Genomic DNA, 18,010 nt, shown 5'->3' with positions numbered 1-18,010 from the left:
GATGACCACCGCCGCAGAATCCCTTGCCGCCCGGGCCGGCGAGCTCGCCGCCCGCCGCGAGCCGTTCGTGCACGCCACGGTGGTCCGCGCCCAGCATCCCACCAGCGCGCGCGCCGGGGACACCGCCCTGGTGCTGCCCGGCGGCGACATCCAGGGCTTCGTCGGCGGGAACTGCGTCGAATCCTCGGTCCGGGAGTACGGCCTGCAGGTGCTGACCTCCGGGGAACCCCTGCTGCTGCGGGTGCTGCCCGGGGAACCGTCCCGCCGCGCCCAGGAGGGCGCCGTCGAGGTGTCCAACCCGTGCCTGAGCGGCGGCGCGATCGAAATCTTCCTGCAGCCGCGCCTGCCCGCGCCGCGGGTTGTGGTCGTGGGGACGACGCCGGTGGCGCAGGCCCTCGCCGCGCTGGGGTCCGGGGTGGGTTTCGACGTCGAGCTCGCCGACGGCGGGGCCGCCGAACCCCGCCCGGACGACGCCGCCCTGGTCGTTGCCTCGCACGGCAAGGCCGAGGAGGGTGCCCTCGAAGCCGCCCTGCGGGCCGGCGTGCCCTACGTGGCGCTGGTGGCCAGCGAATCGCGCGGCGCCGTCGTACTGGACTCGCTCGACGTCGACGACGCGCTGCGCGCCCGGGTGTTCACCCCGGCGGGCCTGCAGCTGGGCGCCCGCACCCCGGCTGAAATCGCGCTCTCCATCCTCGCCCAGCTGGTCCAGGAGCGGTCCGCGGCACGGGCCGGCGCTCAGAACGGCGCGCAGAACAGCGCGCGGGCCGGCGGGGTTCCGGCGCCGTCCGCGCCGCAGCCGGAGACCGCGGTGGACCCCGTGTGCGGGATGTCCGTGCCGGTGGCCGAATCCTCGCTGCAGCTCGAGCATAACGGCGCTACCGTGTACTTCTGCTCCCCCGGCTGCCGCGCCGCCTTCCGCAAGGATCCGGAGCGCTATGCCCCCAGCATGTGAATTCCCCTCCAATGCCGTCACCGCGGCTGTCATCCTGGCGGCCGGGGCGTCCAAGCGCCTGGGCCGGCCCAAACAGCTGCTGCCCTACGGCGACGGCGTGCTGCTGGACGCTGTGCTCGCGACGGCCCGGCGCTGCGGGTTTGCGCAGACCGTGCTGGCGCTGGGCGGATCGGCCCGGGAGGTCCTCGGCGCCGTGGACACCACGGGCTGCGAGGTGGCGCTCAACCCGGACTACGGCCAGGGATGCTCGTCGTCGATCGCCGCGGCGATGGCGGTGCTGCGGCCGGACACCGAAGCGGTAGTGCTGCTGCTGGGTGACCAGCCGGGCATCCGGTCCGAGAGTGTGGCCCCGTTGCTGCGGGCGCTGGCCGGGCCGGACGGTCCCGGGGCGGCGGTGTGCCGCTACGACGACGGCCCCGGCCATCCTCTCGCGTTCAGCCGGCGGCTGCTGCCCGACCTGGCGTCGCTGCACGGGGACAAGGCGGTGTGGAAGCTGCTGGAGCAGCGGGCGGCGGACGTCGTCGAGGTCCCGACGCCGGGCAACGTCCCTCTCGACGTCGACACCGAGGAGGACTACCGGCGGGTGCTGGCCGAGCTGCAGGGGGCAGGGTGAACACGGCGGCCCGGACCGGGGCGGAGGAAGAGGTGCGGCGGAGGATCCCGGACGTGGCCTCGCTGATGGCGGCCCTGGACAAACACGACTATCTGGCCGACATCGGGCTCGCCACCGCCCTGTTCCTCGCGGTGCGGCTGCCGCAGCCTATCCTGCTCGAGGGCGAGGCCGGAGTGGGCAAAACCGAGGCCGCCAAGACACTGGCGGAGCTGCTGGACACCCCGCTGTACCGGCTGCAGTGCTACGAGGGGATCGACGCCGGCGAAGCGCTTTACGAGTGGAACCACCAGCGCCAGCTGCTGGGGATCCGGCTGGCCGAAGCCCGCGACGCCGACGTCAGCGAGGCCGAGCTGTTCGGCCCCCAGTACCTGCTGCGCCGGCCGCTGCTGCAGGCCATCGAACACCCGGGACCGCGGCCGGCCGTGCTGCTGCTGGACGAGATCGACCGGGCCGACGCCGAGTTTGAGGCGTTCACCTTTGAGCTGCTCGCCGAGGCCTCGGTCACCATCCCGGAACTGGGCACCATCCGCGCCACGCATCCTCCGATCGTCGTGCTGACCTCCAACCGCACCCGGGACCTGCACGACGCGCTGACCCGGCGCTGCCTCTACCACTGGATCGATTATCCCGGGCCGGCCCGGATCGCCGAGATTGTGCGCCGCCGGGTGCCCGCCAGCAGCGGCCCGCTGGCGCTGCAGGCCGCCGCGGTGATCACCCGGCTGCGGACCCTCGACCTGGCCAAGCCGCCCGGGATCTCCGAGGCCATCGACTGGGTCTCCGCGCTCGCGGTGCTCGGCATTGAGCGGATCGACGCCGCGACGGCGGAACAGACCTGGGGTTCGATCGTGAAGAACCGCGACGACCTGGAGCTGGTGGGCTCCCGTGGCGCGGCCTGGCTGGTGGGCGGCACCGATGACTGAATCGGCGCCTCCGCCCTCTTCGCCAACCGTCGAGGCCGCCGCCCTGGCCGCGGCCTTCATCACGGCCCTGCGCGGCGCCGGCCTTTCCTGCTCGCCGGACCGGGCCGCCCGGCTGGCTGAGGCGCTCGCGCTGGTCCCGCCCACCGACCTGGAGCGGCTCTACTGGGCGCTGCGGATAGTGCTTGTCTCGGGCCACGAGCAGTTGCCGGTCTTCGACGCCGTCTTCGGCGCCGTGTTCCAGGGCGGTTTCGATCCCGCCGCCTCGCTGGAACGCCGCGCCGGGGAACCCGTCCCTGTCCCGGCTCCGCCGCCGCCCGCGGACGGGTCGCGCACCCGGCCCGCCAAGCAGAGCGGCCGCCCCGCCGAGCCCGGCAGCACCGCCCTACGGCCGCCCGCGCTGACCGCCGGCAGCGACGACGCCGGCAACCGGCCGGAGTCCGTGCGGGAGGCCGTCCTGGCGATGGCGTCCACGGAAGAGCACCTGCACGGGATGGACTTTGCCGCTCTGTCCGACGTGGAAGCCGCGGAGATCCGCCGGCTGGCTGCCAGGATCCTGCTGGCCACACCCGAGCGCCTGAGCCGGCGCACTCGCAAATCCCCGCACAGCAGCGCACGCCTGGACATCAGGGCCACCGTGCGGGCCGCCCGCCGCTCCGGCGCCGACTCCCCCCGTCTCCTGTACGCCCGGCGCCGCCGGCTGAGGCGCAAGCTGGTGCTGCTGTGCGACGTTTCCGGATCGATGGAGCCGTACTCCCGGATCTTCCTGGCCCTGCTGCAGGGCGCCGTCGCCACCGCCGGAGCGGAAGCCTTTGTGTTCTCCACCCGGCTGACACGCCTGACCCGGCAGCTGGCCCACCGCGACCCGGACCTGGCCCTGGCGCAAGCCGCCGCGACCGCACCGGACTGGGCCAGCGGCACCCGGCTCGCCGAGAGTCTCCGCCGGTTCTTGGACGAACACGGCCGCCGCGGACTCGCCCGGGGCGCCGTGGTGGTGGTCTTCTCCGACGGCTGGGCGCAGGAGGATCCGGAGCAGGTCGCGACCCAGATGGCCCGGCTGCGCAGGCTCGCGCACCGGGTGGTCTGGGTGAACCCGCGGAAAGCAGCGCCGCAGTATCAGCCGCTGGCGGGCGGGATTGCCGCCGCGTTGCCCTACTGCGACGCCTTCGTCAGCGGGCACAGCTACACGGCGCTGGCGGAGGTGGCGGCCGCCATCCGCGGCGATGGCCCCTCCGCACCCGGAGGACACACAGGTGGAAGTCAAGGGATCGCAAATCAAGGGAGCAGCTAATGCAGATAGACAGCAGTTTCGCGGTGGTGGCACCGATCGGCAAGGTCTGGGACACCCTGATGGATTTTGAACGGGTGGCAGGCTGCCTCCCTGGCGCCCAGATCCTGAACAAGCTCTCCGATGACGCCTACCAGGTGGGTATGACCGTGAAGCTGGGTCCGGTAAACATGCAGTACCGGGGCCTGCTCAATGTCCTGGAGCGGAACGCCGCCGAGCACCGGGCCGTGCTCGGCGGCAAGGCACAGGAAACCCGGGGCCAGGGCACCGCCGAAGCTACGGTGACACTGGCGCTGACCGAAGAGGGGACCACAACGCACGGGACAGTCAGTGCCGATCTGGCGCTCTCCGGCAAGGCCGCGGCCATGGGCAAGAGCGTGATCGGCAGCGTCACCGAACAGATGATGGGGCTCTTCGCCGGCAACCTGCAGACCATGCTGGCCGAGCAGGAGCCGGCAACCGCCGCCGCGGCCCCGGCGGCGGCCGAACAGGTGCCGACCGCCGCCCACGCGCCGGCCGCCCCCTCCCCTGCGGGCCCCGGAACGCCGCCCACGCCGACGGCGCCGCCCGCGCCGACCGCGCCGCCCGCGCCGCCGTCGGGCAGCTTGGACGCCTTCAGCCTCGCCAAGGGCATCGCCGCCGACCAGCTCTCCAGCCCCGGCAAGGCCCTCGGCCTGCTCGCGGCGGTCGCCTGCCTGGCTTACTGGGCCGGACGCCGGTCGGCGTTCCGGATGCTCCGGCTCTGCGGACGGCTTTAGGAGCACTCCATGCGGGACGTGCTGGCAGCCATCATGCCGGACTGGCGGCAGGGCAGAACCGCGGGGCTGGCGACGGTGGTGGACACGTTCAAGTCCGCCCCGCGGCTTCCGGGCGCGTCCATGCTGGTCACGGCCGGCGGCGCCGCCGTCGGGTCGGTGTCCGGCGGCTGCGTCGAGGGCGCGGTGTTCGAACTGGCCAGCCAGGTCCGGGACGACGGGGTCCCCGTGCTGGTGCGGTACGGGATCAGCGACGACGACGCGTTCGCCGTCGGCCTCACCTGCGGCGGCATCATCGACATCTTCGTTGAGCCGGTCTCGGCGCAGCGCTTCGCGGAGCTCGACGGCGTGCGGCAGGACATCGAGGACGAAAAGCGGGTGGGGGTGGCCACAGTCATCGAGCACCCGGACAGCACCTGGCTGGGGCGGCATTTGGTGGTGCGGACGGACGGCTTCGAGGGAAACCTGGGCTCGGAGCGCGCAAACCTCGCCGTGGGCGACGACTGCCAGGGTTATCTAGCCGCGGGCCGGACCGGCATCCTGAGCTACGGCCCGGACGGCGAGCGGCTGGACAGCGGGATGCGGATCTTCTTCACCAGCTACGCCCCGCCGCCACGGATGCTCGTTTTCGGGGCCATCGACTTCGCCGCGGCGCTCGCCCGGCTCGGCACGTTCCTGGGGTACCGGGTGAGCGTCTGCGACGCCCGTGCCGTCTTCGCCACTCCGGCCAGGTTTCCCGAGGCTGCCGAGGTGATCAACGAGTGGCCGCACCGCTACTTGGCCGGGCAGCAAGACCGGGGGCTGGTCGACGAACGGACCGTCATCTGCGTCCTCACGCATGATCCGAAGTTCGACATTCCTCTGCTCGAGGTGGCCCTGCGCGGCGGCCCGGTCGCCTTTATCGGTGCCATGGGGTCGCGGCGCACCCACCAGGACCGGCTCCGGCGGCTGGGCGAGGCGGGACTGGGCGGGACCGAACTGTCCCGGCTGCACAGCCCCGTGGGCCTGGACCTCGGCGCCCGGACCCCGGAGGAGACGGCGGTGTCCATCGCCGCGGAGATCATCGCCACGCAGTGGAGCGGCAGCGGCGAACCGCTGCGGCAGCTGGACGAACGGATCCACCACGACGAGCAGCATCACGGGCAGCAGGCCTAGCGGCGGGACGACCGGCGTCGGGCGTAAGCTCGTGCCATGGCGAGATATTTCGATGTGCACCCCGACAACCCCCAGCCGCGATCCATCACCCAGGTGGTGGACATGGTGAAGTCCGGCGGCCTGATCGCCTATCCGACCGACTCCTGCTACGCGCTGGGCGCACAGCTGGGGAACCGGGACGCGCTGGACCGGATCCGCGCCATCCGGCACCTCGATGACAAGCACCACTTCACGCTGGTCTGCAAGGACTTCGCCCAGCTGGGGCAGTTTGTCCAGATCGACAACGACGTTTTCCGCAGCATCAAGGCCGTGACGCCGGGCAGCTACACGTTCATCCTGCCGGCCACCAAGGAGGTGCCGAAGCGGTTGCTGCACCCCAAGAAGAAGACCGTCGGCGTGCGAATCCCGGACAACAAGGTGGTCCAGGCTCTGCTGGCCGAACTCGGCGAGCCGCTGCTCTCCAGCACGCTGCTGCTCCCGGACGAGGAAGAGCCCCTGACCCAGGGCTGGGAAATCAAGGAGCGGCTGGATCACGTGGTGGACGCCGTGATCGATTCCGGCGACTGCGGGGCGGAGCCGACGACGGTCGTTGACTTCTCCAGCGGTGTCGCCGAGGTTGTCCGCCACGGTATGGGCGACCCGTCGCGGTTTGAATAGTCGGGCCCCCGCCCCTGGGATACGATCCTGGGATGCCCCGCCTCACTCTGCCTGACGTCAGCTTCCACTCCTCCTGGCTGGAAGGTTCCGCCGAATTTGAGGGCGCGCGCCGGGACGGCGGGGGCGCGGAGGACTGGCCTCTGGAAGAACTCCGGGACGCCGGGTCGTTCCGTCGTTTTGTCGATGTCCTACTCAAGGACGCTCTACCGGAGACCCCGCGGAGACCGGGTTACGTGCCCTGCACGTATTTGTGGATCGTGGAGGGTGGCACGTTCCTGGGCTCACTTGCCATCCGGCACGAGCTGAACGACTTCCTGCTCAATGAGGGCGGCCACATCGGCTACAGCGTGCGACCCTCCGCCAGGCGCCGCGGCCATGCGGCGAAAGCGCTGGCTGACGCCCTGCCGCTGGCGCGGGAGCTGGGAATCCCCCGGGTCCTCCTCACCTGCGATGAGGACAACGCCGGATCCCGGGCGACCATCGAAAAGAACGGCGGCGTCTACGAGGACACCCGCAACGGCAAGCGGCGCTACTGGATCGATACCGTTCGGCCGGAGGCACCCTAAACGCTCAGCGCTAGGACGCGGAGCCTGATCCGGCGGGAAAGGTGCCAAGCACTTCACTCGCGTCGAAGGTTCGCGACACGGCCAACAACCAGTTGTGTTCGGACCCTCGACGGCGGCACTCGTGTCCTACGGTAGTCCTAAACCACGAGAGGGGACTCCCACATGGCCTGTGACGGCTGCACCACATCTTCAAAACTTGACTTCGATTTCAGCATGGCCTTCCAGCCGATCTATGACGCCGTTGCCGGCCGCGTGTGGGGCTACGAGGCGCTGGTCAGGGGCTTGTCAGGCGAGGGCGCTTACGAAGTTTTGTCAAAGGTGTCGCCGGAGCAGAAGTACCGTTTCGACCAGGACTGCCGCGTCAAGGCAATCGAGCTGGCATCGCGGCTGTTTCCGGCGGGTGAGGAGTTGATGTTGTCGATCAACTTCATGCCGAACGCGGTTTACGAACCGGCCGCCTGCCTACGCGCGACACTGCTCGCAGCCAGCCGGTGCAGTTTTCCGACCTCGTCGATCATGTTCGAGTTCACGGAAAATGAGGAGGTCTCGGATACCGCCCACCTTACGAACATCATCACCGAATACCGCAAGCATGGTTTTACCACCGCCATCGACGACTTCGGCGCCGGTCATGCGGGTCTGGGCCTCCTTGTCGATTTCCAGCCGGACCTGATGAAGATTGACATGAAGCTCATCCGCGGGATCGACACCAGCCCGGCCCGCCAGGCCGTCGTCGCCGGCATCGTCGATATCGCCCGGGAGCTCAACATCACGGTGCTCGCAGAAGGCATCGAGACCGAGGCGGAGTTCCTGGAACTGAAGGGTACGGGCATCCGGCTGTTCCAGGGATACTGGCTGGGCAAGCCCGCCTTCGAGAAGCTTCCACAGGTAAATGTGGATGCCGGCTCCGGTCTCGGCGTCACCGCTTTCGCGTAGCCGCAGCGGAGCCCGCCGCGGCTGCCAACCGGGGCCGGTTGAACGCGGCACATGCGCTCCCATCGACTAGCATAAGTGCATAACCATGCACGTATGCACTTGAGGGGTTTCGCTGATGTTGTCAGTTCTGAAGAACGTGCCGTACCGACGGCTGTTCGCAGCCCAGATCGTGGCCTTGATCGGCACCGGGCTGCTCACCGTCGCGCTGGGGCTCCTGGCCTACGACCTGGCCGGTACCAACGCCGGAGCGGTGCTTGGCACCGCACTGACGATCAAGATGCTGGCCTATGTGGGCCTGGCTCCGGTGATCAACGCCCTGGCCGCGCGATGGCCAAAGAAACGGGTCCTAATCGGGGCGGACCTGATCCGGGCCGCGATGGCCCTATGCCTTCCGTTCATTACCGACGTTTGGCAGATCTACATCGTGATCTTCCTGCTGCAGAGTGCGTCCGCGACGTTCACCCCGGCGTTCCAGTCCCTGATCCCCACCATCCTGACCCAGGAAAAGGACTACACCCGGGCACTGTCGCTGTCCCGGCTGGCTTACGACATGGAAGCCCTGGTCAGCCCGGCCGTTGCTGCACTGCTGCTGACCGCACTCAGCTACAACAATCTCTTCCTCGGGACCGTCGCCGGGTTCCTCTTTTCGGCGCTCATGGTCGCCATCACCGTCCTGCCGCGGGTCTCCGCCTCCGCGGCGCCGCAGACTTCGCTATGGCACCGGACCACCCTGGGAGCCAGGATTTTCTGGCGGAACCGTCGACTGCGGTCCCTGCTGGCGCTGAACCTCGTGGTCGCTGCCCCGACGGCGCTGGTGCTGGTCAACACAGTGGTCTACGTGCGGGATGTCCTGCACCGGCCGGACACCGACCTGGCGCTGGCGTTGGCCTGCTTCGGGGTCGGGTCGATGATCGTGGCCCTGTCTGCGCCACGGGTCCTGGACCGGTTCGGGGACCGTGCCGTGATGCTCTCCGGCGCCGCCGCCATTCCGCTGGTCCTGGCCGCTACGGCGGCACTGACCTTGCTGGGTGCCCCAGGGTCGGGCTGGTGGCTGCTGCTGGGTCTATGGTTCCTGCTGGGCGCCGCGAACTCCACCATCCTCACCCCTTCTTCACGGCTGCTGCGGGATGCGTCTACCGAAGAGACCCGGCCGTACGTGTTCACGGCCCAGTTCTCCCTCTCCCACGCCTGTTACATCGTGACGTATCCGCTGGCCGGATGGGTTGGGGCCATGGCCGGTTTGGGCTGGGCTGCCATGGCGCTGACAATTATTGCGATGATAGGCAGTGCAGGTGCATTCGTGTCCTGGCCCCGGCACCACGCCGCAGCAGCCAAGGAACCAGCGGAGAAGGAGCAGAGCGTTGAGCAGTCAACCCGACAGCGCGCCGGATCACGCCCCTGACGCTCCGTCCCTGGCCCACCCAGTCACCCCGGGACCGCAGCTGTTGGAGACTGCCGCCGGCACGTTGCGAATGCTCGCCGAACCGACCCGCCTGCACCTGCTCTGGCAGCTCGCCGACGGACCCAAAACCGTCACCGAGCTCACCGCCGCCGCCGGGGTGCCGCGGACAGTGACCAGCCAGCACCTGGCCAAACTCCGCCTCAGCGGACTCGTGGACACCCGCAAAGACGGCCGACACGTCATCTATTCCCTCCACGACGGACACCTCATCCGGCTGATCCGCGAAACCATCAACCACGCCGATCACCGGGTCACCGGCGAGCCGACGCACGACTGAATTCCACGCTGCCTGCTGACGTGCTGCCGCAGGCGGCCACACCTACACCAGCCGTGGCACTGGGAAGCTGCTGCCGCTGTCCCGTCGGTGTCCACCATTTGCCGGTTATGGGTTACGACATGGCTTAGTCAGCGTCCTGCGGGCGAATCCGACCCTTTGAATCCCTCCCGGCTCGAACGCATCCTGCATCGAATGAAACCTCATGAGGAGGTCAAATGTCAGCCCCGGGCGCTACACTTTAATTCGAACATATATTCGAAAAAGGGTGTGTTGTGGGCGTAATCATCGGGCCCCGCGTGATAGATGCGGGCTCTTCCCTCCTGTCGGTCCTCATCTCGCCGGTGCCCGTCGCTGCCGGCTATCCGTCGCCGGCGCAGGACTATTTTGACGGCCGAATCGACCTCAACGAGCACCTGATCAAGGACATCACCAGCACCTACGTCGTCAGGGTCTCAGGGGACTCCATGGAGGGCGCCGGCATCAGCGACGGGGATGAGTTGATCGTCAACCGGGCGCTCGAGCCGCGCGACGGGTGCGTCGTCGTCGCCGTCCTCGACGGCGAGCTCACCGTCAAGCGCCTCCGGGTCACCGCGTCCGGGGTGGTCCTGCAGGCAGATAACCCGCGCTATCCGGACATCCGGGTACCGGCCCTCTCCGACCTCGTCATCTGGGGCGTCGCCACCCGGTGCCTGCACCATGTCTAGGCCCGGGTCCGAGCCGCGGCCCGGCGGCAGTATTGCCCTCGTGGACGTGAACTGCTTTTACGCCAGCGCCGAACGGGCGTTCGATCCCTCGCTGGAGGGCAGGCCGGTGGTGGTGCTGTCCAACAACGACGGCTGCGCCGTCACCCGCTCGCCGGAAGCGAAGGCCCTGGGCATCCCCCTCGGCGAGCCCTGGTTCAAACTTGCCCCGCGGGCCAGGGAATGGGGGCTGGTGGCCAGGTCCAGCAACTACGAGCTCTACGGGGACATCAGCGCCCGGGTGATGGAACTCCTGGGCCGGTATTCGGCGTGGCTGGAGGTCTACAGCATCGACGAAGCGTTCCTTGGCGTCCGCGGCAGCCCGGGAGAATTGCTGCGGCTCGGGCAGGCCATGAAGACGTCGGTCCGCCGGAATGTCGGCGTTCCGGTGTGCGTCGGGATCGCCGGCACCAAGACCCTGGCAAAGTTGGCGAACAAGTGGGCCAAGCACAACCCGGCGTTCGACGGCGTCTGCCACTGGGACGCCGTTCCCGCCGAGCGCCAGGAGCAACTGATGGCCGGCCTGTCCGTCATCGAGCTCTGGGGCGTCTCCACGCGGCTGACCAAACGCCTGAACGGGCTGGGGATCCGGAGCGTGCTTGACCTGGCCCGGGCGGACCCGGTCACCATCAGGGACCGCTTCTCGGTGGTGCTGATGCGCACGGTCCTGGAATTGCGGGGCACGCCGTGCATCCCGCTCGAAGAGGAACGCGTCGGCCGCGACCAGCTGATTTTCAGCCGGTCCTTCGCCACCCCCATCAGCACTGCGGCCGCGATGCGCCAGGTCCTCGGGATCTACGCGCAGCAGGCCAGCGCCCGGCTCGCCCGGCACGGCCTGCAGGCCAAAGTCCTGACGGCTTTCGCCGCCACATCCCACTACAACCCGCGGGACAGCTCGCACCCCTCGGCGTGCGTTTCGCTGCCAATGCCTACCGCGGACCCGCTGCTGCTGGCCAAAGCCGCCTGCGCCCTGCTCCCCCGGATCGTCGACGGCGTCAACTACGCGCGGGCCGGCGTCATGGTCACGGACCTGCGTCCGACAGCCAACCAGGCTCCGCTGGCCGTGTTTGAGAACCCGCACGAGGAACGGGGCATCGGCCCGCTGCTGGAGGAGGTCAGCCGCAAGTACGGCAAGGGTTCCATCGGCCTGGGGTCCGCAGGGATCCGCGGCGGCCCTGACTGGACGATGAAGCGCGACATGCTGTCCCCGCGCTACACGACCCACTGGGACGAACTGCCCGTGGTCAAGGCCGCCTGACCAGTCCCCCACAGGATCGGGCGGCCGGCACCGGCACGATACCCAAAAGAGGTCACCATGCTTACTATTGAGGCTCCGGCTGCTGGCACCCCGTGTGCCGCTGGAACCGGCCGATCCGAGGAGCGCCAATGCCGCTAAGCAAGGGAACACCCGTCGAGTGGAACACGCCCCAGGGCCCCACCCACGGCACAGTTGTGCAGAAAAAGGTCAGTGACTTCGAGCTGGACGGACACACCCACCGGGCCAGTGCGGACGAGCCGATGTATGTCGTGGAGTCGGCCGGAACAGGTGCCCGGGCTGCTCACAAAGCCTCCGCCCTGACAGTGCACGAGTAACGCCGTGGCCGGCCAGAAGCACGACGTCCTCATCATCGGCGGCGGTAATGCCGGTGTCTCCCTCGCCGCACGCCTGCATCGCTACGGCATCAAGGATGTGGCCGTGGTGGAGCCCGGAGAGCAGCACTTCTACCAGCCGTTGTTCTCCCACATCGCCGGCGGAAGGGCAAAGGCCGTCGAAGCCGTCCGGACCCAGAGCTCCGTCATGCCACCTGGCGTGGAATGGATCCGGGACAGCGCAGTGGACGTCGACCCGGCGGCCAACATGGTGACGTTGGCCTCCGGCCGCCGGCTGGGCTTTGGCCACCTGGTGGTCTGCCCGGGCCTGCAGCTGGACTGGGCCGGTATCCCGGGCCTGGCCGAGGCCGTCCATTCCGCCGCGGGTGCGTCCCACTACGACTTCGGCCTGGCAGCGAAATCCTGGGCGCTGCTGAGCGGCCTCACGGCCGGCACCGCCGTCTTCACGATGCCCTCAGGCCCCATCAAGTGCGGCGGCGCCTCACAGAAGCCCATGTACCTGGCCTGCGATTACTGGCGCCGGCAGGGAGTCCTCCAGGACATTCGCGTCGTCATGGTGCAGCCCTACCCCACCGTGTTCGGCGTGCCCGGGGTGGACGAGGAGCTGCGTCGCAAGATCGCCGAGTACGGCATTGAACTGCGCCTGGACAGTGAACTGGTTGCGGTGGAGGCGGCGGCCCAAAACGCGGTGATCAGGGACAATACAACCGGATCCACCGAGCAGCTGCACTACGACGTCCTCAACGCCGTGCCGCCGCAGTCGGCCCCGGACTGGCTCAAGGCCACCGAACTGCCCGCCCCGGGCGACTCCGGCGGGTTCGTGGACGTGGACCCGCAGACCCTCCGGCACACCCGGTTCCCGAACATCTGGTCCTTGGGTGATGCCGCGGCGACCACCAACTCCAAGTCCGGCGGTGCGTTGCGGAAGCAGACGAAGGTACTGGCCAAGAACCTCGTCGCGGCCCGCGAGGGAAAGCCGCTGCCGGAGAAGTACGACGGATACTCGGTGTGCCCCTTCACGGTGTCCCGCTCGACGGTTGTCTTCGCCGAGTTCGATGACCACTACAGGCCCATGCCCTCGGTCCCCAAGGTTCCGACGTGGAAAGAGAGCCGCGCGTCGTGGGTTGTGGACCGGGACATTTTCCCGCAGGTGTACTGGAACCTGATCCTCAAGGGCCGCGCCTAGGTTTGCAGAATGCGCGTGTGGGTAACCGTCAGACCGCGGTCCGGACGCGCTGGAGGAAAGAGTCCAGGATCCTTCCGGCGTTCTCCCGGAGACGGTCATCGGCCGCCGTGCCCTTCGGCCCCGGTGCGTGCAGCTTTTCGTCGAGGAGCAGCAGGGCCGCCAGTACTTCGGAGAGCTCCGTATTTTCTTCAGCGCGCTGCCGCAGCAGCCTCAAATGCGCGGCTTGGAGGGCCGGTCCCGGCGGGCAGGCCAGCGCGCGGTCAAAAAGTCGGCGGCAACGCTCATACGCAGACAGGCCCTCTACCGGCAGGCCGGCATGTTCAAAGGCCGTCACCAACACCGTCCAGGCCCGCTCGTTCAGCGGCTCGGACCGGACGGCTGACTGCGCCCAGCGAACAGCTTCGTCGTGCCGCCCGAGGGACAGTGCCGCGTCCGCGGCCGCGATCTTTGCGGCAACGCGATCGGCGGCGTTCCGGGCGCGGGCCGCGTCCGCCCAGTCGGCGACGAGTTCGAAGCCGAGGAGTGGTTCGGCGGAGAGCTCCAGCGCCTCGACCAGGAGCGCGTACGCCTCGGCCGGCGCGGCGCAGCCCGCAGCGAGCAGCAGGCCGTGGAAGCGCGTGAGGTCCAGGTCCACCAGCCGGGGCTCCAGGACGTATCCGCTGTTGGCCGTCCTGAGAGGACCCGTTTTGGTCTGTCCCGGCTGGATCGCCCGCCGGATGCCGCTGACGTAGCTCTCCAGCGTGGCTACGGCTCCGTCGCTGGCGTGGGGCCCCCAAAGAATTTCGATCAGCCGCGTCTTTGACACCGGTGTGCCCAGGTTCAGCAGGAGAAGTTCAAGAATATGCCGTGGCTTGCTCCCGCCCAGATCCGCGGCAGTGAGGGACACGCCGTCGCGGCGGATTTCCAAAGGTCCGAAAAGTTGAACCGATATGGGCGGTGGTGCTCCCGGCGGTGTGGGCACGATGTTCTCCGATTCCCCAGGCAACGAATTCAAATCGCGTGGAACAGGGCGGGAAGAGGTGCCGAATTCGGCGGACTGGCCCCGTTTTCCACTCCTGCCCCCGGAGCCACGGTTACACGACCCTCCGGGGGCGGCAAGCGCGGGAACTACCCGATTTGGTGAACGGCAAAAGTCGGGTACGGCGACCGGGAACGTCGAGTACGGTGCCGCGAAGAAAAGCAGGTAGCCGGGGTTACGGCCAAGTAGATCGCGGCGGCAAGCAAGGGGCCGTCACCTAGCGTGGCAACCTCACGCGCGGCGCTGGCCTACCCGCCGGACGGCCCGCGGCCGGAGTTTCCGCGGCGCGGTCCCTGGCTGTCCGGCTTCCTCCGGCGGACACCTCTGGCGATGAACCAGACCAGCAGGGCCGCGCAGGCCGCGTACACGGCGTAATTGAGATAGCGCGAGTACTGGTCGATCAGTTCGTACCGGGCCCCGAGGACCGCGCCCAGTCCGATCAGGATCCCGTTCCACAGGCCGCTTCCCGCGAGGGTGAAGGCACTGAAGCTGAGCATGTTCATTTTCTGGGCCCCCGCCGGCAGACTGATGAGGCTCCGCACGCCCGGAATCAGCCGGCCAAAAAAGATCGCCGGCCTGCCGTGCCGGTCGAACCAGTCAGCGGCCTTCTCAAAATCGCCCCGGTCCACCAACGGCAGGCGGGACAGCCAGCGGATGGACCGTTCCAGACCCAGACGGGCGCCCAGCCAGTACAGCACCAGCGCCCCCAGGTAGGCGCCCAGGGTGCTGGTCAGTAAGACGAGCACCAGGTTCATGGACCCCTGCCGGGTGAGGAATCCGGCCAGTGGCAGGATGACCTCGCTCGGGATGGGCGGGAAGACCGTTTCGGCCAGCGTGAAGAGCCCCACACCCCATTCCCCCAGCGCATCGATGGACCGCGCGGCGAAACCGACAATCCCGGTCAGGTCCTGCGTTGCGGAGGCTGCGGTCAGCATGGCTGGCACGGTCATCGATCGGACTCCTTGGCGGCACGGCGGGACTCGGGCACTCTCCACCCTGCCATACCGTCCCGGTCCGCGGCGCGGACGCGACCCGGGCAGCCTCCCGGCGGCGACTCCGCCGGAAGCCCGAACCAGAAGCCCGGTGCGGGGGGCAACATCATTTGAAAACCGGCAGATTTGCCGGCGCCACAGGAGCGGAACGGGAGCACAATTTAAGCAGGCAACTTCACTGTTATCGCAAGATCCAGATGGGGAGGTAGTCGGCTATGAACACCGGAAACGCGCGCGCCACGCTGCTGCTGGCGGTGATCCTGCTGGGTGCCACAGGATGCGCCCCGGGCGGCGGGACTACGACCGCGCCGACTGCCTCCGCGCCGACTGCCACCGCGCCGGCGGCCACCGCGTCCGCGACCGGGAGCACGGAGAGCGGCGCGGCCGGCACGCCCTCCGCCGGATCAGCCCCGGCAACTTCCGCAGCAGTGATCACGATTCGGGACTTCGCTTACGGCCCGCCGCTGGTGGTGGCCGCCGGTGCGGTCGTGACCGTAACCAACATGGATGGTGCCGAGCACACGGTTACGGCCGACGACGGACCGGCGTTCGACGTCGACGTCAAGGGCAGCGGCGGCACGGCCAGCTTCACGGCCCCGTCAACTCCGGGAACGTACGCTTTCCACTGCACCTTCCACCCGGGCATGCACGGAACGCTGACGGTCAAGTGAGCGTGCCGGTCCGCGGGTTCGCACCCGGCCGGGCACCTTGGTTCTACTCCGGCTGGCCAGGGGCCGGCGCCGTAACCGCTGACACCTTCAATAGCCCTTCGCCCGGTGCTACGTTGCAGTGATGGACACTCCAACCGAATCAATCCCGGTGCTGGACCTGACTGAGGCGAGAAGCGAGGACGGGTCCTTTAACCCCGCTTTCGTCGCGGCCCTCCGCGACGCCAGCCACCGGGTGGGCTTCTTCCAGTTGACCGGCTACGGCGCCACCGCCGCCCAGGTCGCTGAGCTCTTCGAGGTCACCCGACGGTTCTTCGCCTTGCCGGAAGCGGAGCGGCTGGCCCTGGACAACCGCAAGTCGCCGCATTTCCGCGGCTACACGAGGCTTGGCCACGAAGTGACCCAGGGGCGGCCGGACGCCCGCGAGCAACTTGATTTCGGACCGGACCGGCCCGCCCTGCGCGGCTACCCGGCGGATCAGCCGTACTGGCTGATCCAGGGCCCCAACCTCTGGCCGGACGCGGCCCTCCCGGAGCTGCGCACCGTCGCCATGGCCTGGGCCGAACACATGTGCCGGGTCGGCGCGGAATTGCTGGCCTCGATCGCGGTGTCGCTGGAACTGCCCGAAGACTACTTCGCCGCCGCCTTCCAGGGGACACCGGCGTGGATGGCCAAACTCACGCACTACGTCGGCGGCGTGGTTCAGGCCGCGGGGAACCAGGGCGTTGGCGCGCACGCGGATTACGGCTTCGTCACCCTCCTGCTGCAGGACCGGGTGGGCGGACTGGAGGTCCGGCCGCACGGCAGCGATGTCTGGATTCCTGTGCCGCCGATCGAGGGTGCCCTGGTGGTGAATCTCGGCGAGATGCTTGAAGTGGCGACCCAGGGGTACCTCTCGGCGACGGTCCACCGGGTGCAGGCGCCGCCGCCCGGCGTCGACCGCTACACGGTCCCGTTCTTCTGGTCGCCCCGGCTGGACGCCGTCATCGATCCGGTTCCGCTGCCGCCGGCGCTGGCGGCACAGTCGCGCGGGCTTTCAGACGATCCCGCCAACCCGATGCTCGCCTCCTACGGGGCGAATGTGCTCAAGGGCTGGCTCCGCGCCCACCCCGAGGTTGCCCGGCTGCACCACCCCGAGCTGGTCCAATAAAACGGGCCGGACCTAGTCCTTGCTCCGGGCCCGGCTGGGCTGCACCCGCGGCGGTTCGCCGGGCATTTTCGGGAAGTCCGGCGGGAAGGGGAGCTCGCCCAGACCGGCGGCCAGATCCCGCTCCCACCACCCGAGTAGGGCCTGGATGGAGCCGGGGCTGGCATGCATGCCGGCCCAGGGATCCCCGGTGGCCTTGAGGCGGCCGGGAACGGTCGCGACGGTGAAGTCCCTGGGGTCCGCGCCCTCCAGCTCTTCCCACTCCAGCGGGCAGGACACGGTGGCGGCGGGCAGGGCGCGGGGGCTGTAGGCCCCTGCCATCGTGCGGTCACGGTTGGCTTGGTTGAAGTCGATGAAGACCCGGGTGCCGCGTTCCTCCTTCCACCAGGCGGTGGTGACCTGCTCCGGCATCCGGCGTTCAAGTTCGCGCGCGGCGGCAATGACGGCGTGCCGCACCTCAAGGAACTCATGCGCGGGCTCGATCGGCGCGAAGACGTGGAGTCCGCGGTTGCCGGAGGTCTTGATGAAGGCGGTCAGCCCCGCCTCGGCCAGCACGGTGCGCAGTTCCCGGGCGGCCGGCACGGCGTCCCGGAACCCGGTGCCGGGCTGCGGGTCAAGGTCGATCCGCAGCTGGTCCGGGTTGTCCGGGTTCGCCGCCCGCGACGCCCAGGGGTGGAAGACCACCGTGTTCATCTGCACCGCCCAGACCGCTGCGGCGATCTCGTCGATCACCAGCTGGGGGTGGGACCGGCCGCTGGGATAGACCACGTCCACGGCCCCTACGAAGTCCGGCGCGCCCTTGGGCGGGTTCTTCGAGAAGAACTGGTCGCCGTCGACGTCGCCGGAGAACCGCTGCAGCGTGATGGGGCGGCCGCCGTTGGCGGCCAGGAACGCGTCTCCGACGGAGACCATGTAGTGGGCGAGGTCCAGCTTGCTCAGGCCCGCTTCGGGCCAGAGTAGCCTGCTGGGACTGGAGATCCTGACGTCCCTGCTGCCGTCGGGTCCCTCGACGGAGACCGTGGTTTCTTCCCGAGCCATGAGGATCAAGCTACCCCGGGGCGCTGTCCAAG

The 18,010-nt window shown here is 69.0% G+C and carries 20 protein-coding genes; 17 read left to right on the top strand and 3 right to left on the bottom strand.

Features of this window, described 5'->3' with window-relative positions:
• The first annotated feature begins 1 nt into the window (after nt 1).
• The 15 genes from AC1MED_RS08700 (at nt 2) to AC1MED_RS08630 (ending at nt 13,115) form a co-directional block, all read left to right on the top strand.
• A complete protein-coding gene (locus tag AC1MED_RS08700; protein WP_479782987.1) occupies nt 2–952 on the top strand; it encodes an XdhC family protein in 951 nt (316 codons plus the stop codon).
• The gene (locus AC1MED_RS08695; RefSeq protein ID WP_479782986.1) at nt 936–1,565 is read left to right on the top strand and encodes a nucleotidyltransferase family protein; all 630 of its coding nucleotides are present in this window, start codon (nt 936–938) and stop codon (nt 1,563–1,565) included. The genes AC1MED_RS08700 and AC1MED_RS08695 overlap by 17 nt, the downstream gene beginning before the upstream one ends.
• A complete protein-coding gene (locus tag AC1MED_RS08690) occupies nt 1,562–2,485 on the top strand; it encodes an AAA family ATPase (protein WP_479782985.1) in 924 nt (307 codons plus the stop codon). The genes AC1MED_RS08695 and AC1MED_RS08690 overlap by 4 nt, the downstream gene beginning before the upstream one ends.
• Nucleotides 2,478–3,773, top strand: a complete 1,296-nt coding sequence (locus tag AC1MED_RS08685) for a vWA domain-containing protein (protein ID WP_479782983.1) — start codon at nt 2,478–2,480, stop codon at nt 3,771–3,773. Before AC1MED_RS08690 ends, AC1MED_RS08685 begins: the two co-directional genes overlap by 8 nt.
• Entirely contained in the window at nt 3,773–4,528 is a 756-nt protein-coding gene (locus AC1MED_RS08680) for an SRPBCC family protein (RefSeq protein WP_479782982.1), read from the top strand. Before AC1MED_RS08685 ends, AC1MED_RS08680 begins: the two co-directional genes overlap by 1 nt.
• A 9-nt stretch (nt 4,529–4,537) precedes the next feature.
• Nucleotides 4,538–5,680: an XdhC family protein gene (locus tag AC1MED_RS08675; protein WP_479782981.1), complete on the top strand. Its 1,143-nt coding sequence runs from the start codon at nt 4,538–4,540 to the stop codon at nt 5,678–5,680.
• Nucleotides 5,681–5,716: 36 nt separating this feature from the next.
• Nucleotides 5,717–6,337, top strand: a complete 621-nt coding sequence (locus tag AC1MED_RS08670; RefSeq protein WP_479786531.1) for an L-threonylcarbamoyladenylate synthase — start codon at nt 5,717–5,719, stop codon at nt 6,335–6,337.
• A 32-nt stretch (nt 6,338–6,369) separates the two neighbouring features.
• Nucleotides 6,370–6,903, top strand: coding sequence for a GNAT family N-acetyltransferase (locus AC1MED_RS08665; protein ID WP_479786530.1), 534 nt, complete (start codon nt 6,370–6,372; stop codon nt 6,901–6,903).
• 162 nt (nt 6,904–7,065) lie between these two features.
• The gene (locus tag AC1MED_RS08660) at nt 7,066–7,839 is read left to right on the top strand and encodes an EAL domain-containing protein (protein ID WP_479786529.1); all 774 of its coding nucleotides are present in this window, start codon (nt 7,066–7,068) and stop codon (nt 7,837–7,839) included.
• 115 nt (nt 7,840–7,954) lie between these two features.
• Nucleotides 7,955–9,241, top strand: a complete 1,287-nt coding sequence (locus AC1MED_RS08655; protein ID WP_479786528.1) for an MFS transporter — start codon at nt 7,955–7,957, stop codon at nt 9,239–9,241.
• On the top strand, nt 9,201–9,578 hold the full coding sequence (locus tag AC1MED_RS08650) for an ArsR/SmtB family transcription factor (protein ID WP_479786526.1): 378 nt from the start codon (nt 9,201–9,203) through the stop codon (nt 9,576–9,578). Before AC1MED_RS08655 ends, AC1MED_RS08650 begins: the two co-directional genes overlap by 41 nt.
• 272 nt (nt 9,579–9,850) lie before the next feature.
• The gene (locus AC1MED_RS08645) at nt 9,851–10,282 is read left to right on the top strand and encodes a LexA family protein (protein WP_346958199.1); all 432 of its coding nucleotides are present in this window, start codon (nt 9,851–9,853) and stop codon (nt 10,280–10,282) included.
• Complete coding sequence (locus AC1MED_RS08640; protein ID WP_479786524.1) at nt 10,275–11,576, top strand: Y-family DNA polymerase; 1,302 nt, start codon at nt 10,275–10,277, stop codon at nt 11,574–11,576. Before AC1MED_RS08645 ends, AC1MED_RS08640 begins: the two co-directional genes overlap by 8 nt.
• Nucleotides 11,577–11,704: 128 nt before the next feature.
• Nucleotides 11,705–11,911 carry a hypervirulence associated TUDOR domain-containing protein gene (locus tag AC1MED_RS08635; RefSeq protein ID WP_479786522.1) on the top strand — a complete coding sequence of 69 codons (207 nt, stop codon included), beginning with the start codon at nt 11,705–11,707 and terminating at the stop codon, nt 11,909–11,911.
• 4 nt (nt 11,912–11,915) lie between these two features.
• Nucleotides 11,916–13,115 carry an NAD(P)/FAD-dependent oxidoreductase gene (locus AC1MED_RS08630; protein WP_479786520.1) on the top strand — a complete coding sequence of 400 codons (1,200 nt, stop codon included), beginning with the start codon at nt 11,916–11,918 and terminating at the stop codon, nt 13,113–13,115.
• Between the two features lie 28 nt (nt 13,116–13,143).
• Here AC1MED_RS08630 and AC1MED_RS08625 read toward each other — a convergent pair whose 3' ends face one another.
• Nucleotides 13,144–14,022 (bottom strand): AfsR/SARP family transcriptional regulator, encoded by an 879-nt coding sequence (locus tag AC1MED_RS08625; RefSeq protein WP_479786518.1) that lies wholly within the window; start codon nt 14,020–14,022, stop codon nt 13,144–13,146.
• 359 nt (nt 14,023–14,381) lie between these two features.
• Nucleotides 14,382–15,083: a DedA family protein gene (locus AC1MED_RS08620; protein WP_479786515.1), complete on the bottom strand. Its 702-nt coding sequence runs from the start codon at nt 15,081–15,083 to the stop codon at nt 14,382–14,384.
• Between the two features lie 257 nt (nt 15,084–15,340).
• Between AC1MED_RS08620 and AC1MED_RS08615 the strand changes: the two genes are divergently transcribed.
• Nucleotides 15,341–15,796, top strand: a complete 456-nt coding sequence (locus AC1MED_RS08615) for a cupredoxin domain-containing protein (protein WP_479786512.1) — start codon at nt 15,341–15,343, stop codon at nt 15,794–15,796.
• 121 nt (nt 15,797–15,917) lie between these two features.
• On the top strand, nt 15,918–16,943 hold the full coding sequence (locus tag AC1MED_RS08610) for an isopenicillin N synthase family dioxygenase (protein ID WP_479786511.1): 1,026 nt from the start codon (nt 15,918–15,920) through the stop codon (nt 16,941–16,943).
• 12 nt (nt 16,944–16,955) lie between these two features.
• On the opposite strand, the gene ligD is transcribed toward AC1MED_RS08610, so the two are convergent.
• A complete protein-coding gene (ligD, locus tag AC1MED_RS08605; RefSeq protein ID WP_479786509.1) occupies nt 16,956–17,978 on the bottom strand; it encodes a non-homologous end-joining DNA ligase in 1,023 nt (340 codons plus the stop codon).
• Nucleotides 17,979–18,010 lie beyond the last annotated feature (32 nt).

It is taken from the genome of Arthrobacter sp. BI5, assembly GCF_056680065.1.
The sequence above is the reverse complement of the archived record's forward strand: the minus strand, read 5'-3'. Positions and strand labels throughout refer to the sequence as shown.

What these genes read in the sequence shown, in the direction of transcription:
- AC1MED_RS08700 (WP_479782987.1), top strand. Translation starts at nt 2, where the DNA reads ATGACCACCGCCGCAGAATCCCTTGCCGCCCGGGCCGGCGAGCTCGCC.
- AC1MED_RS08695 (WP_479782986.1), top strand. Translation starts at nt 936, where the DNA reads ATGCCCCCAGCATGTGAATTCCCCTCCAATGCCGTCACCGCGGCTGTC.
- AC1MED_RS08685 (WP_479782983.1), top strand. Translation starts at nt 2,478, where the DNA reads ATGACTGAATCGGCGCCTCCGCCCTCTTCGCCAACCGTCGAGGCCGCC.
- AC1MED_RS08680 (WP_479782982.1), top strand. Translation starts at nt 3,773, where the DNA reads ATGCAGATAGACAGCAGTTTCGCGGTGGTGGCACCGATCGGCAAGGTC.
- AC1MED_RS08675 (WP_479782981.1), top strand. Translation starts at nt 4,538, where the DNA reads ATGCGGGACGTGCTGGCAGCCATCATGCCGGACTGGCGGCAGGGCAGA.
- AC1MED_RS08670 (WP_479786531.1), top strand. Translation starts at nt 5,717, where the DNA reads ATGGCGAGATATTTCGATGTGCACCCCGACAACCCCCAGCCGCGATCC.
- AC1MED_RS08665 (WP_479786530.1), top strand. Translation starts at nt 6,370, where the DNA reads ATGCCCCGCCTCACTCTGCCTGACGTCAGCTTCCACTCCTCCTGGCTG.
- AC1MED_RS08660 (WP_479786529.1), top strand. Translation starts at nt 7,066, where the DNA reads ATGGCCTGTGACGGCTGCACCACATCTTCAAAACTTGACTTCGATTTC.
- AC1MED_RS08655 (WP_479786528.1), top strand. Translation starts at nt 7,955, where the DNA reads ATGTTGTCAGTTCTGAAGAACGTGCCGTACCGACGGCTGTTCGCAGCC.
- AC1MED_RS08640 (WP_479786524.1), top strand. Translation starts at nt 10,275, where the DNA reads ATGTCTAGGCCCGGGTCCGAGCCGCGGCCCGGCGGCAGTATTGCCCTC.
- AC1MED_RS08635 (WP_479786522.1), top strand. Translation starts at nt 11,705, where the DNA reads ATGCCGCTAAGCAAGGGAACACCCGTCGAGTGGAACACGCCCCAGGGC.
- AC1MED_RS08620 (WP_479786515.1), bottom strand. Translation starts at nt 15,083, where the DNA reads ATGACCGTGCCAGCCATGCTGACCGCAGCCTCCGCAACGCAGGACCTG.
- AC1MED_RS08615 (WP_479786512.1), top strand. Translation starts at nt 15,341, where the DNA reads ATGAACACCGGAAACGCGCGCGCCACGCTGCTGCTGGCGGTGATCCTG.
- AC1MED_RS08610 (WP_479786511.1), top strand. Translation starts at nt 15,918, where the DNA reads ATGGACACTCCAACCGAATCAATCCCGGTGCTGGACCTGACTGAGGCG.
- ligD (WP_479786509.1), bottom strand. Translation starts at nt 17,978, where the DNA reads ATGGCTCGGGAAGAAACCACGGTCTCCGTCGAGGGACCCGACGGCAGC.